General features: G+C 69.2%; 9 protein-coding genes. 4 read left to right on the plus strand and 5 right to left on the minus strand.

Going from position 1 to position 12,679, the window contains the following annotated elements; all coding sequences use genetic code 11:
- Positions 1-17 precede the first annotated feature (17 nt).
- Complete coding sequence (locus tag MFF21_RS16670) at positions 18-932, minus strand: HD domain-containing protein (RefSeq protein ID WP_238312419.1); 915 nt, start codon at positions 930-932, stop codon at positions 18-20.
- Positions 932-2,125: an inositol-3-phosphate synthase gene (locus tag MFF21_RS16675; RefSeq protein WP_238312420.1), complete on the minus strand. Its 1,194-nt coding sequence runs from the start codon at positions 2,123-2,125 to the stop codon at positions 932-934. Before MFF21_RS16675 ends, MFF21_RS16670 begins: the two co-directional genes overlap by 1 nt.
- Positions 2,126-2,507: 382 nt before the next feature.
- On the opposite strand from MFF21_RS16675, the gene MFF21_RS16680 reads away from it, so the two are divergent.
- Positions 2,508-3,665 carry a transglycosylase SLT domain-containing protein gene (locus tag MFF21_RS16680; protein WP_238312421.1) on the plus strand — a complete coding sequence of 386 codons (1,158 nt, stop codon included), beginning with the start codon at positions 2,508-2,510 and terminating at the stop codon, positions 3,663-3,665.
- Here the strand turns inward: MFF21_RS16680 and MFF21_RS16685 are convergent.
- Entirely contained in the window at positions 3,659-5,302 is a 1,644-nt protein-coding gene (locus MFF21_RS16685; protein ID WP_238312422.1) for a DHA2 family efflux MFS transporter permease subunit, read from the minus strand. The two genes, MFF21_RS16680 and MFF21_RS16685, sit on opposite strands and share 7 nt — an antisense overlap.
- Positions 5,299-6,504, minus strand: a complete 1,206-nt coding sequence (locus MFF21_RS16690) for an HlyD family secretion protein (protein ID WP_238312423.1) — start codon at positions 6,502-6,504, stop codon at positions 5,299-5,301. Before MFF21_RS16690 ends, MFF21_RS16685 begins: the two co-directional genes overlap by 4 nt.
- 205 nt (positions 6,505-6,709) lie before the next feature.
- Here MFF21_RS16690 and MFF21_RS16695 point away from each other — a divergent pair, with 205 nt between their 5' ends.
- From MFF21_RS16695 to MFF21_RS16705, 3 genes are all read left to right on the plus strand, one after another.
- Positions 6,710-7,351: an HdeD family acid-resistance protein gene (locus MFF21_RS16695; protein WP_373325038.1), complete on the plus strand. Its 642-nt coding sequence runs from the start codon at positions 6,710-6,712 to the stop codon at positions 7,349-7,351.
- Between the two features lie 141 nt (positions 7,352-7,492).
- On the plus strand, positions 7,493-9,967 hold the full coding sequence (locus tag MFF21_RS16700) for a PBP1A family penicillin-binding protein (RefSeq protein ID WP_238312424.1): 2,475 nt from the start codon (positions 7,493-7,495) through the stop codon (positions 9,965-9,967).
- A gap of 382 nt (positions 9,968-10,349) precedes the next feature.
- The gene (locus MFF21_RS16705) at positions 10,350-11,105 is read left to right on the plus strand and encodes a carbonic anhydrase (protein ID WP_238312425.1); all 756 of its coding nucleotides are present in this window, start codon (positions 10,350-10,352) and stop codon (positions 11,103-11,105) included.
- Between the two features lie 62 nt (positions 11,106-11,167).
- On the opposite strand, the gene MFF21_RS16710 is transcribed toward MFF21_RS16705, so the two are convergent.
- A complete protein-coding gene (locus tag MFF21_RS16710; protein ID WP_238312426.1) occupies positions 11,168-12,661 on the minus strand; it encodes an AMP nucleosidase in 1,494 nt (497 codons plus the stop codon).
- Positions 12,662-12,679 lie beyond the last annotated feature (18 nt).

Here is a 12,679-nt window from a genome sequence, read left to right on the forward strand (position 1 = left end):
ATAAGGCCCGAGCGCGATCATGGGATATGCATGTCGCGCAGGACGCGATCCTGAAACTCCTTCACGGGGCCGGCATGGACCAGCTCCATCTCCCCGAGCACCGTCTCCATGGTGAGGGAGGCCGCCCGCAGGTGCTGGGCGATCTGCAGCACGCGGTCGATCGAATCCGCCGCGTGGAAGGCGCGGCCCTCGGCGGTGGAATCGTCCGGCAGGACGGCGCGGGCGCGGGCGACCGTCTCGCGCAGCGGCGCGTCGAGTTCGTTCAGCGCGCACTCGGAGAGGCGGCCGACGATGGGCCAGAGATGGTCGCCGAGCAGCATCTCCCCGGTGAAGCCGGCATCCGGCATCTCCGCATTGTGGACGTGATGCGCCAGGGCGGCGAGGAAGACGGTGGTGGGGTCGGCCCGGTAGAACGGGCTGAGGCAGACACCGTAGACCGCGACGACCAGGCAATGCTCGGCATGGTTCTCCGGCGGCTCCAGCAGGATGCGCGGCTTGCCGGGGCAGGTGACGCCGGCCCGGGGTTGGCGGGCGAGTGCCGGCACGAAGCGCGGCAGCGCGCCGGCGGGCAGCGGCGCGGCGTGTCGCAGATGCGCCCGCAGACGGGAGCGCAGCGGTTCTTCCACGGCCCCCGTCACGGCGTCGAAGCCGGCCACGAGGATCTCCGCCGCCTGGGCCTCGTCGAGGCCGGCAGAGGCGAGGAAAGGTTCGTCGATGTCGCAGAGGCGCGTCGCGGCCAATGCGTTCGCCGTGATCCGGAGGGCCACCGTCTCGGGCTCCGCGCCGCCGGTGAGGGCGACCCAGCCCTGGGCGAAGAGCCGTTCGGCGATGGAGCCGTCGCGCCCGGCGGAGCGGACCCGTTTCAGGTCGCCGAGTTCCACCAGGAGCTCCCGCAGCGCCAGGGGCGCCGCGGGCGAGGCCTCGAAGTCCATCAATGCACGCCGCCGAGCCAGTCGAGCAGCATCGCCTGCTGCTTGCCGAAATCATGCTCCGGCCCGTGCCCGTTCCGGACCATGGGCGCCTTGAAGAAGCTCGAGAGCTGCTCCTGCACGCCGCCCTCGCCCCGGGCCTTGGCGAGATCGAGGACGCGGGCGATCTCGATGACGAGGGGCGCGGCCAGAATGGAGTCCTTGCAGAGGAAGTTCACCTTGATCTGCATGCGCTGGCCCAGGAAGCCGGTGACGTCGATGTTGTCCCAGGCTTCCTTGTCGTCGCCGCGGGGGCGGTAATAGTGGATGTGCACGAGGTGGTCCTCGACCGGGTAGCCGAGGATCGAATCGAGCACGCTGCCCTTGGTGTTGATCTTCGATTGCAGCGAGGACGGGTCGTTGAGGGCGAGCCCGTCGCGGTTGCCGAGGATGTTGGTCGAGAACCAGCCGTCGACATGCAGCGCCCGGGCCTTCAGGGCCGGGGCGAGCACGGTCTTCATCATGGTCTGGCCGGTCTTGCCGTCCTTGCCGGCGACGGGGACGTTCATCTGCCGGGCGAGATCGAGCAGGGCGGGCACGTCGGCGGCGACGCTTGGGGTGAAATTCGCGTAGGGCACGCCGCTCTTGATGGCGGCATAGGCGTAGAGCATCGCCGGGCTGATCGACTCGTCGCTCGTGTCGAGCCCCTTCTCGAAGGCATCGACCGAGTTCAGCACGGGGGCCGAGAGGTCGGGCCAGCGCTCGGTCGAGGCGAGGTTGACCATCACCACCTCGTCGAGATTGCTCTCCGCCTGGAAGCGGCGCAGGTCGTTGGCGATGATCGAGACCGTCTCGCGATGGTCCTTGGCGACGATGCGGTTGGCGCCGTCGATGTTCTTGCAGAACTGGGCGCTGCCGACGGCAGGCCAGGGGGTGATGCCCTTGAGCACCTGGGCGCCGTTCTCGATGTCCTGCTTCGTCAGAACACCGTGGCCGGCCGCGGCGGCGGCGAGATCGTCCCCGTTGAGGTCCCAGCCGCCGAAGCTGAGGTCCTTGTAATCCGCGAGTCCCTGGACTGAGAGCGCGGCGAGCGGCAGGCCGTCGAGCCGGTTGGAGCCGGACTTGATCATCTCGATGCCGGCGATGGCGGTGGTGGCGACAGCCCCCCCCATGCCGACGAAGGCGACGCCGACGCGGCGACCGGTCTGCTTGCTCATCGGAACTGGACTTTCTGCTGTGGCTGGGACGCGCGGTACGGGTCGTTTCGGAGCCTGCCCAAGCGTCGAAGACCGGTTCCCGTTGCGGAACCGTGCCGGTGCTGCGCCCGCCGCGGCGCCCGTCCTCCGCGGCCCTAGACAACTGTGGCCGAGATGGAGCGTTCCAAGGCGGCCCCTGCCACTTTTGGTTGGACAAAACCGCGCGCCGCGCCGCAAAAAACCTTAAAATATCGTTAAAACAATGGGTTAACCAGGGCTTAACCGCGCCGCGATTGGATCACGGGGTGGTCCCATTGTGGTCACACCGGGCGGCGAGACCTCCGCCCGCTCAAAAACACGCTGCACCACAACAAACGGGCGGCGCGCGACAAAAGGAAGACTGATGGGGGTTCATCCGGAGCCGGCGCGCCGCGCCGACGACGTGAGCCGACTCGTGTCCGGCGGGTCGCTGGTTCGAAACAACACCGCGGGCGCGACGCCGCGGCACGACGCTTCCGCCGCGAAGCGCTCTCCGTCCTCGGTGCGCCGGACGCGCCGGATCCTCGCCTCCCTGGCCCTCGGGCTCTCCATCGGTGGCGCCCTGCCGCAGGGCGCCCTCGCCCCGGCCGCGTCCGCCCATGACGGTGGCGACGCGATCGTCCGGGCCGCCGCCGAGACGCATGCGGTGCTGCGGCCGGAGGGTGCCCCCGCGGATTGGGGCGGCGTGCCGCTGCTCGACCAGGAGCCTGCGACCCTGTCGATCATCGAGAGCGACCTCGCCGGGCTCACCCAGAAGAACGTCGACGAGGACGCGCTGCGCTTCGGCGACATGAGCGTGTCGCGCGGTCTCGTGGAGACGATTCTGCGGGCCGCCGCCGATACCGGGGTTGACCCGGTCTACATGATGGCGCTCGCCGACAAGGAATCGAGTTTCGACACGGATGTGAAGTCCTCCGCCTCCTCGGCCCAGGGGCTGTTCCAGTTCGTGACGGGGACCTGGCTTGAGCTGGTCCGCAGCTACGGCGCCAAGTACGGCCTGGCCGCCGAGGCCGCGGCGGTGAAGGGCCAGGGCGGCGGCATCACCATCGCCGACCCGGCCCTGCGCAAGCACGTGCTCGACCTGCGCAACGATCCCTACGTCTCCGGCCTGATGGCGGGCGAGCTGATCAAGCGCGACCGCGCGCGGATCGAGGCCCGGATCGGCCGCGAACTCAAGACCACGGAGCTCTACCTCGCGCATTTCCTCGGCACGGCCAGCGCGGGCAAGTTCCTGTCGCTGTCGGCGGAGGATCCGGAGAAGGTCGCCAAGCAGGTCTTCGGCCGGGCGGCGCGGGCGAACCGCAGCATCTTCACGGAGAAGGACGGCAAGAAGCGTCGGGCCCTCACCGTGGCCGAGGTGCATGAGCGGCTGGATGCGATGATCGACCGGCGCATGAGCCAGTACGAGGGCATCACGGCCCTCGCCAGCCAGACCCAGGACGGGCGCGCCGCCGACGCCCCGGTGCTCGACGCCCGCCTGCGCAGCGGCGAGGTCCCCACCGCGATCCCGACGGTTCAGTGACCGGCGGGGGCCGCGCCCCCGCCCCGCTTCACGCTCTTGAGGATCAGCGCCAGCGGCACCGCCGAGAAGGCGACGAGGGCGAGCACCTTGAACACGTCGATATAGGCCCAGTAGGCCACCTGGGTCTGGAGCTGCTGGCCGATCCAGGCGACGGCCTGGTTCTGCGCATCCGGCCCGGCATAGCCCTGCTGCGAGAAGTAGCGTGTCGCCTGGGCCAGGGTCTCCCGATAGGCGGGCTCCACCGGCGAGATGTGCTCGACGAGCCGGGTCTGGTGGAATTGCTGCCGGTAGGCCAGCATGTTCTGGGCGAGCGACACGCCCATCGATCCGCCGACGTTGCGCGCCACGTTGATGAGCGCCGAGGCCTGATCCGTCTGCGACTTGTCGATGCCTTCGTAGGAGGCCGAGGTGATCGAGAGGAAGATTATCGGCAGGCCCATGCCGATATAGACCCGCGACCAGACGAAATAGGAAAAGCTCGAATCCGGGTTGAGCCGCGTCAGGTCGAGCATGCCGGCGCCGACGATGGCCGCGCCGAGGGCGATCAGCCATTTCGGCTGCACGTGACCCGAGAGACGCCCGACCAGGAACATCATCACCACGGTGACCACGCCGCCGGGGCCGAGGACCTCGCCGGAGAGCGTGGCGGTGTAGCCGTAATAGTCCTGCGTGAGCTGGGGCAGGAACTGCGTGGTCGCGATCAGGATCGCGCCCGTGAACAGCATCACCACGAAGCAGGAGCCGAACTGGCGCCTGCCGAGCAGGCTCAGGTCCACGACCGGATTGCGGTGCCGGAGCAGCCAGGGGATCATCGCCACGAAGGCGAGGACCATCAGGCAGGCGAAGGTGACGATCAGGTTCGAGCCGAGCCAATCCTTGCGCTGACCCTCGTCGAGGACGACCTCGAGCGAGCCGAGGAAGGTGGCCACCAGCAGGAAGCCGACGATGTCGAAACGCACGCCCGACTTCCGCAGGCGCTTGCGCTCGGCCACCGCCTGGGGCGGGTCCTCGATCAGGATGTACATCAGCGTCAGGGCGAACAGGCCGACCGGCCCGTTGATCAGGAAGCACCAGTGCCAGGAGGCGTTGTCGGAGAGCCAGCCACCGAGCGTCGGGCCGATCGCCGGCGCCACGACGATGGCGACGCCGTAGAGGGCGAAGGCTTGGCCGCGCTTCTCCGGGGGAAAGGAATCCGCGAGGATCGACTGGGCGAGCGGCGCCATGCCCCCGCCGCCGAGCCCCTGCAGTACCCGGAAGAACAGCAGGGATTCGAGGCTCCAGGCGAAGCCGCACAGGATCGAGGAGAGCGTGAACAGGGCCACGCTCCACATGAAGAAGGCTTTTCGGCCATAGCGCTTGGCGAGGAAGCTCGAGGCGACGAGGGTGACGGCATTGGCCACGAGGTAGCTCGTCACCACCCAGGCCGCTTCGTCGGGTCCGACCGCGAGGCCGCCGGAGATGTAGCGCAGGGCCACGTTGGCAATGGTGGTGTCGAGCACCTCCATGAAGGTGGCGAGCGCCACCACGAGGGCGATCACCCAGGGATTGCGCTCGCCCGCTGCCGTGGCGGTCTTGCCGCCGGAAGCCTTTCCGGTGGACCTGCTCCCCTCCCCGGCCGTCGCCGCCCCGGTGCTCACCGGACCCGCACCGTCGGGACGATCGACATGCCCGGGCCGATCGAGACGTCCTTCGGCCAATCGTCGACCACGATCTTCACGGGGATGCGCTGCGTCACCTTCACGTAGTTGCCGGTGGCGTTCTGGGCCGGCAGCAGGCTGAAGGCGGTGCCCGATCCCGGTTGCACGCTGTCGACGCGGCCGTGGATCTTGCGATCCGGATAGGCGTCGATCTCGACATCGACGCTCTGGCCCGGCCGCATGTCGGTGATCTGTGTTTCCTTGTAGTTGGCGGTCACCCAGATGTCGTCGGGCACGAACATCGACAGGCTCTGGCCGGCCTGGGCGTATTCGCCCCGGGCGCCGGTGAGGCGCACGACGCGACCGGCCTGGGCGGCGGTGACCGTCGTGTAGCCGAGATTGAGCCGGGCCTGGTCGCGCTGGGCCTTCGCTTGGCCGAGTTGCGCCTCGGCGCTTGCCCGCTGCGCCTTCAGCGAGCCGATCTGCTTCTCGGCCGCCACCACGCCGGCCTGGGCGCGGGTGAGGTTCGCCTGCTGCTGCTGCAGGTTCGAGGTCGAGGATTGCGATTGCTGGATGGTGCCCGCGCCCTTCTGGGCGAGCGTCCGGTACCGGTCGGCGTCCTCCTCGGCGAATTTGAGGGCGGCCTTGGCCTGTTCGACCTGGGCCTCGGCCACCACGACCTGCGCCTTCTGCGCCTCGATCTGCGCGTCGATGTTGCTGATCGAGGCCTCGGCCGCCTGGACCTGGGCCTGCGCCTGATCGAGGGCGATCTGGTAGTCTCGCTGGTCGATCTGAAAGAGGACCGTGCCCGCCTCGACATGCTGGTTGTCGGTGACCGGCACGTCGACGACGTAGCCGCCGACCTTCGGCGCTAGTGCGAATTGGCGCGAATCGACGAAGGCGTCGTCCGTCGTCTCGTAGGGATGGACGTAGAGGCTCCAGTAGAAGAAACCGGCGACCCCGAGGGCGACGAGGGCGAGGGCCCCGAAGGCGAACCAGAACGGATGCCGCCGGAGCAAGCCCGGCCGCTTTTCGTCCTCCCTGGGCGAGGCGGATTCCGCCTGATCCTCGTCATTCTCGGCGGGAGAGGGCCTGTCCGCGCGATCCTCGCGCAGGGCATGGGCCTGCTTTCGGGAATGTCCAGCGGAGTGCTCGTCTCCGGTGGGCGCGCGCTCCCCCGCACGCTGCTGATCGTCCAGCATCGTTCGTCCGATCCGATAGGAGCGCAGGTTCGACAGAGGGCCGCCCGCGCGCGGCGCCCACCTCGCGGGATTAAAAGGTTTCGCGGGCCGTGGTTCCGTCGCGCGCATCGAAGCCTGGGGATCGGGCGGAACGGCCCGCAGCGCGGCACGTTTGGCTCTTGCGGAAGCCTGGCCGCCGGCTCCGCAGGAGCGAGGCAGGTTCGCCATGAGCACAGGCACCCATCCCAGTAATCTCCCGCCGGGCTCGGCCAGTGGCGTCCCCCTCGTCGGGGCGGCGCGCCTCGACGCCATGAGCGCCGTGCTCGCGCGCAACTGGTGGCTGGTGGCCCTGCGTGGGCTGCTCGCCATCCTGTTCGGCGTCATCGCCTTCGTCGCGCCCGGCGCCTTCGTGCTGTCGCTGGTGCTGTTCTTCGCGGCCTACATGCTGGTGGACGGCGTCTTCGCCATCGGCTCGGCGATCCGCGCGGCCGAGAAGAGCCAGCGCTGGGGCTTCCTGCTCGTCGAAGGGCTCCTCGACATCGCCGTCGGCATCGCCGCCTTCCTGGTTCCGGCCGCGGCGGTCTGGGCCTTCGTCCTGCTCGTCGCCGCCTGGGCTCTGGTGACCGGCGGTCTGATGATCGCCGCCGCCTTCAGCCTGCACACGCATTACGGCCGCTGGTGGCTGGTGCTGGGTGGCGCGATCTCGGTGCTGTTCGGCCTCGCCCTGATGATCAACCCGGGCATGTCCGCGCTGGTGCTGACCTGGTGGCTGGGCGGCTACGCCATCGCCTTCGGGATCCTGCTGCTGATCCTCGGGATCTCGCTGCGGGGGCGGTATGTGGCGGCCGCGTCGGGAGTGACTCGATAGCCCTCGCCCGCCTGTGTCCCCGAGGCCACCGCCGCGGTGGCCGGCGCCCTCCATCGCCACGGCGCATAGCGCGGCCCACGCGGTCCGGGCTAATCTTGCAACCCTGGATGCCCGATTTCCGGGCGTGAGGGCGAGGTTCGATTGGCTCCGCGTGGTTCGGACGGGCGACCCGGTGGGGGCCTGCGGGACGAAGGCGATACGCGTGCGGCCGCCCGCGAAGCGGCCCGGGCTGCGGGCCTGCTGGCAAAGCAGCTCGGCCGGCTCGCGGACAGCGCCGGACGGACCCTGTGGCAGCGGGGACGGGCGGCCGCGCGCCGGGCGCCTCTGGCCGGAGGAAGGCCGAGGGGGGCGGGAGCGCAGAACGTCTCCGCGATCCGGGCCAGCCCATCCGGAGCGACGCCGCAGGGCCTGTCCTGGGCGCGGATCCGCCGATATCCCTGGTTCGCGGCGCTGCTCGCCCTCGTCGCGCTGCCGGTCCTGATCCTCTCTTTCGTGATCCTCCAGGCCTTTGCCACCCTGCCGCCGCTCGGCGGCGTGGTGCCGGAGGCGGGTCAACGGGCGATGACCGTGGAGGCCGATGACGGCCGGCCTTTCGCCACCCGCGGCGCCTTCCGCGGTGAGAAGCTGACGGCGGCCGAGATGCCGCCCCATCTCGCCCAGGCCATCACCGCCATCGAGGACCGGCGCTTCTATAGCCACTGGGGCATCGACCTGCGCGGGCTCGCCCGCGCGGCCTGGCGCAACGCGACCGGCGGTGGCGTGCGCGAAGGCGGCTCCACCATCACGCAGCAATATGCCCGGCTGACCTCGCTCAGCCAGGAGAAGACGCTCCGCCGCAAGCTCCAGGAGGCGCTCCTCGCCCTACGGCTCGAGAGCACGATGTCGAAGGAGGATATCCTGCTCGGCTACCTCAACACCGCCTATTTCGGGGCCGGCGCCTACGGCATCGACGCGGCGGCGCGGCGCTATTTCGGGCATGGCGCCAAGGCGCTCACCCTGCCGGAGGCGGCGATGCTCGCCGGCCTCGTGCGCGCGCCCTCCCAGCTCGCACCGACGCGCAATTTCGGCGGCGCCAAGGAGCGGGCCGACCTCGTGCTCCAGGCCATGGTCGAGACCGGGGCCATCACCCAGCCGCAGGCCGACAAGGCGCGGGCGGAAAAGCTCGTGCTGCGCACGCCGCCGGAGACGCCGCCGGGCACCAATTACTTTCTCGACCTGGTGGCCGGCGACGTGAAGCGGCTCGCGGGCGACGCCGGCGACGTCACCGTGCGCACCACCCTCAACCTCGACTTGCAGAGCCTCGCCGAGGGGGTGCTCGCCCGCCGCCTCGACGCGGAGGGCGCGAAGAAGAAGGTCGGCCAGGGGGCGCTCGTGGCCCTCTCCAAGGATGGGGCGATCCTCGCCATGGTCGGAGGCCGCGACTACGAGGACAGCCAGTTCAACCGCGCGGTGCAGGCCAAGCGGCAGGCCGGCTCCCTGTTCAAGCTGTTCGTCTATCTCGCCGCCTACGAGAAGGGGTATTCGCCCGAGAGCGTGCTGGTCGACCGGCCGACCCAGATCGGCGAATGGGAGCCGCAGAACGCCAACAACCGCTTCCGCGGGGCCTTGCCCCTGCGCAACGCCTTCGCGCTCTCCGTCAACACGATCGCTGCCCAGCTCGGCGAGGAGGTCGGCATCCCGGCGGTGATCGCGGCCGCGCGCCGGCTCGGCGTGCAGTCGGACCTGCCGAACGTACCGAGCCTGGCGCTCGGCTCCGCCGACGTGACGCTGCTGGAAATGACCCGCGCCTATGCCGGCGTGCTCAACGGCGCACTGCCGGTCGAGCCCTATTCGATCCACGTGATCCGGGGGAACGCCCCGAAACCGCTCTATCTCCACGGCGAGCCGCCTTCGACCGGGGCGCTGGGCCGCGAGGAGCAGACGATGCTGCTCGACTCGCTCCAGGCGGTGGTGGATTTCGGGACGGGCAAGGCGGCCCGCGTCTCCGGCCCGCCCATCGGCGGCAAGACCGGCACCAGTCAGGATTACCGCGATGCCTGGTTCGTCGGGCTGACGCCGGACATGATCGTCGGGATCTGGGTCGGCAACGACGACAATGCCCCGATGAACAAGGTCACGGGCGGCGATATCCCGGCCCGGATCTTCCACGACTTCGTCGAACGCAGCCAGAAGGCTCTGCGCGGCCGCAAGCGGCCGGCTCCCGCCCTCGCCCGCGCGCCGGCAGCCCAGCCGGCGGCGGTTCCCCTCCCGCCCGGCGAGATCTCGACGACGCCGATGGCCGCCGCGCCGGCGGGCGGCGATCTGCGCGGCCTGCCGGAGGTGATCGACACCGGGACGCTCGCGATCCGCGGGCAGCGGGTGCGGCTCCTCGGCGTCTCGGGCGAGGGCGGCGCGCTCGCCCGCCAGCTCGCCCGCTACCTGCGCCGCCGCGAGGTCGCCTGCGGCGGCGACCCGGCGAGCGTCGGGCAGCGCTGCCAGATCGACGGCGAGGATCTCTCCGCCCTCATCATCGGCGCCGGCGGCGCCCGCGCGAGCGACGACGCGCCGCCGGACTTGATCGAGGCGGAAGACCAAGCCCGGGCGGAGCGGGCGGGACTGTGGAGCCGGGAGCGGTAGGGACGTTCCGGCCAGTCTGGATGATGCCCCACCCTCATCGCGGGATGAGGCGTCAGCAATCCGGTGGAGCGGCTGGCCGAGCGAGACTCGACCTCAGCGCTGACACACGCGCGAGGGCGAAGCAGCCTCAGCTGCGATGGAAGGCGCCCACAACCGCATCGTCACGCCGGTTTGGGCGCGTCTGGCCGCAACGCTTGGCGTGAGGCAAGCCTTGGCGTTGTTTCCAAGAAAGGTTCGAGCTTTTATTGATGATGTTGAGTTGCATAAAATATCTCAATAATTTCATCTAGTTGTATATCGAGCTTTGTTAAAGGATTTTTCTTGTCATCAGATCAGCGTGGTGAGATGGAGCCGCTTCTAGAGACTTGCGGAGTTGTCGGCGATGGAGCGGCGTACGTTTCTCAAGGCCCTGTCCGCGCTGGGGGCCTGTCCGCTCTGCCCGACGGCGGGCTTCACGGCCGAAGCGCTGCATTGGGGCTATGACGGCGAGGCGGCCGCAGATCATTGGGCATCTCTCAGTCCCGACAACAAGGTCTGCGCGGTTGGAACACAGCAATCGCCGATCGACATCACGACGGCGACCAAAGCCGATCTGCCTCCGGTCGCGGTCGATTGGAAGAACGCCGGTGGGACGATCGTCAACAACGGCCACACGATCCAGGTCAACCTACCCGCGGGCAGCACGCTTATGGCTGGCGGCGAGACCTACGAATTGATCCAGTATCACTTCCATACGCCAAGCGAGCATCTTGTTGGGCACAAGAGCTACGCGATGGAGGTGCACTTCGTGCACAAGAACAAGACCAGCGGTGGTTTCGGCGCACTGGGGGTCTTCATGGAGGCCGGGAAGGTCCATCCTGCCTTCGCGAAGCTCGCGGCAGCCATGCCCAGGCAGATCGCAGGCGAGGCTTCCGGAGACGGGATCGACCCGAAGTCCTTCCTTCCCGATTCCCTCGCACATTGGATTTATGAGGGATCGTTGACGACGCCGCCCTGCAACGAGGTGGTCGACTGGATGGTCTGCGTCAATCCGATCCAGGTCGCCCAGGCGGATATCGACAGGTTCAAATCTCTCTACCCGATGAATGCGCGGCCGGTTCAGAGCGCGAACCGTCGCTTCGTCCTCCTGGGCGAGTGAAGCTGACTCTGATGAGCCGGGTACGGCCTGGGCTGGCCCGATCCGGCTCACGATGACGCGCCCTACCGGAACGGCGGTTCGTCGAAGCTCCGCAATTTCCTCGAATGCAGCCCGGCCCGGTCGGCGCGCAGATTGTCCAGGGCGGCGAGGCCGATCAGCAGGTGCTCGGCCACCGCCCGCTCGTAGAAGGCGTTGGCCGCCCCCGGCAGCTTGATCTCGCCGTGCAGCGGCTTGTCGGAGACGCAGAGCAGCGTGCCGTAGGGGACCCGCAGACGGTAGCCCTGCGCGGCGATGGTGCCGCTCTCCATGTCGACGGCGATGGCGCGGGACAGGTTGATCCGCCGCCGCTCCTGGCTGAAGCGCAGCTCCCAATTGCGGTCGTCGTAGGTCACGACCGTGCCCGTGCGCAGGCGGCGCTTCAGGGTCTCGGCCCGCTCGCCGGTCACGGAGGCGGCGGCGTTCTGCAGGGCGATCTGCACCTCGGCCAGGGCCGGCACCGGGATTTCCGGGGGCACGAGGTCGTCGAGGATGCGGTCGCGGCGCAGATAGCCGTGGGCGAGCACGTAGTCGCCGATGGTCTGCGACTGGCGCAGGCCGCCGCAATGGCCGACCATCAGCCAGCAATGCGGCCGCAGAACCGCGAGATGGTCGGTGATGGTCTTCGCGTTGGAAGGGCCGACGCCGATATTGACCAGCGTCGTGCCCCGCGCCGCCCCGTCCGGTCCCTTCGCCACGAGGTGGTAGGCCGGCATCTGGAACCGGTGCCAGGGCGAAGCCGCGATCAGCGCGGCCGGATCGGCGGAGGCGGCCTCCGCCCGGGTCACGCTGATCCCGCCGGGCAGGACTAGCCGCTCGAAGCCTTCCTCGCCCGAGGCCAGCCGTTCCAGGCCGTGGCGCACGAAGCCGTCCACGTAGCGGTGATAGTTGGTGAGCAGGATCCAGGGCTGGATCTCGCGCCAATCCGAGCCCGTGTAATGCACGAGGCGGCGCAGGGAGTAGTCGGTGCGCACGCCGTCGAACAGGGCGAGCGGGCGCGGCTCGTCCGGGTGCTCCAGCCAAAGCCCGTCGGCGATCTCGTCGCCCACCACGGAGAGGCGCGGCGTCGGGAAGAAGGCGGCGAGGTCCGCCGTCGTGGTGCCACCCCGGGTCAGGTCGGCGCCCGGCTCGATCACGTAGGGATACGGGATCTCCTGAGCGCTCAGCCCCACCTCCAGGCTTGCTTCGTAATCGTGCAGCAGAGGCTTGAGCTGCTCCAGAAGATAGCCGCGGAAATGGGCGGGCTGCGTCACCGTCGTGGCATAGATGCCCGGTGCCTGGAGCTTCGCCGTGGCCCGGTTCAGCCGGGGCATCGGCTTGTCGGGATGATAGGTCAGGCGCAACTCGGGATAGCGGAAGCGCAGGCGCTCGGCGGCATCGGGCGGCGGCCCCCCCTGGAGATAGCGCTCCAAGGCCGCGCAGAGGGAGCGGGTCGCGCCGTCGAACAGGGTTTCGAGCCGATCCACCGCCGTCTCCGCGTCGGCGATCGCCTCCATCGGCCGCAACTCGTCGATGCCCATCGCGAAACCCCTGCCCTC

This window comes from Methylobacterium organophilum (assembly GCF_022179465.1).
Lineage (GTDB): Bacteria > Pseudomonadota > Alphaproteobacteria > Rhizobiales > Beijerinckiaceae > Methylobacterium > Methylobacterium organophilum.

What these genes read in the sequence shown, in the direction of transcription:
- MFF21_RS16670 (WP_238312419.1), bottom strand. Translation starts at nt 932, where the DNA reads ATGGACTTCGAGGCCTCGCCCGCGGCGCCCCTGGCGCTGCGGGAGCTC.
- MFF21_RS16675 (WP_238312420.1), bottom strand. Translation starts at nt 2,125, where the DNA reads ATGAGCAAGCAGACCGGTCGCCGCGTCGGCGTCGCCTTCGTCGGCATG.
- MFF21_RS16680 (WP_238312421.1), top strand. Translation starts at nt 2,508, where the DNA reads ATGGGGGTTCATCCGGAGCCGGCGCGCCGCGCCGACGACGTGAGCCGA.
- MFF21_RS16690 (WP_238312423.1), bottom strand. Translation starts at nt 6,504, where the DNA reads ATGCTGGACGATCAGCAGCGTGCGGGGGAGCGCGCGCCCACCGGAGAC.
- MFF21_RS16695 (WP_373325038.1), top strand. Translation starts at nt 6,710, where the DNA reads ATGAGCACAGGCACCCATCCCAGTAATCTCCCGCCGGGCTCGGCCAGT.
- MFF21_RS16705 (WP_238312425.1), top strand. Translation starts at nt 10,350, where the DNA reads ATGGAGCGGCGTACGTTTCTCAAGGCCCTGTCCGCGCTGGGGGCCTGT.
- MFF21_RS16710 (WP_238312426.1), bottom strand. Translation starts at nt 12,661, where the DNA reads ATGGGCATCGACGAGTTGCGGCCGATGGAGGCGATCGCCGACGCGGAG.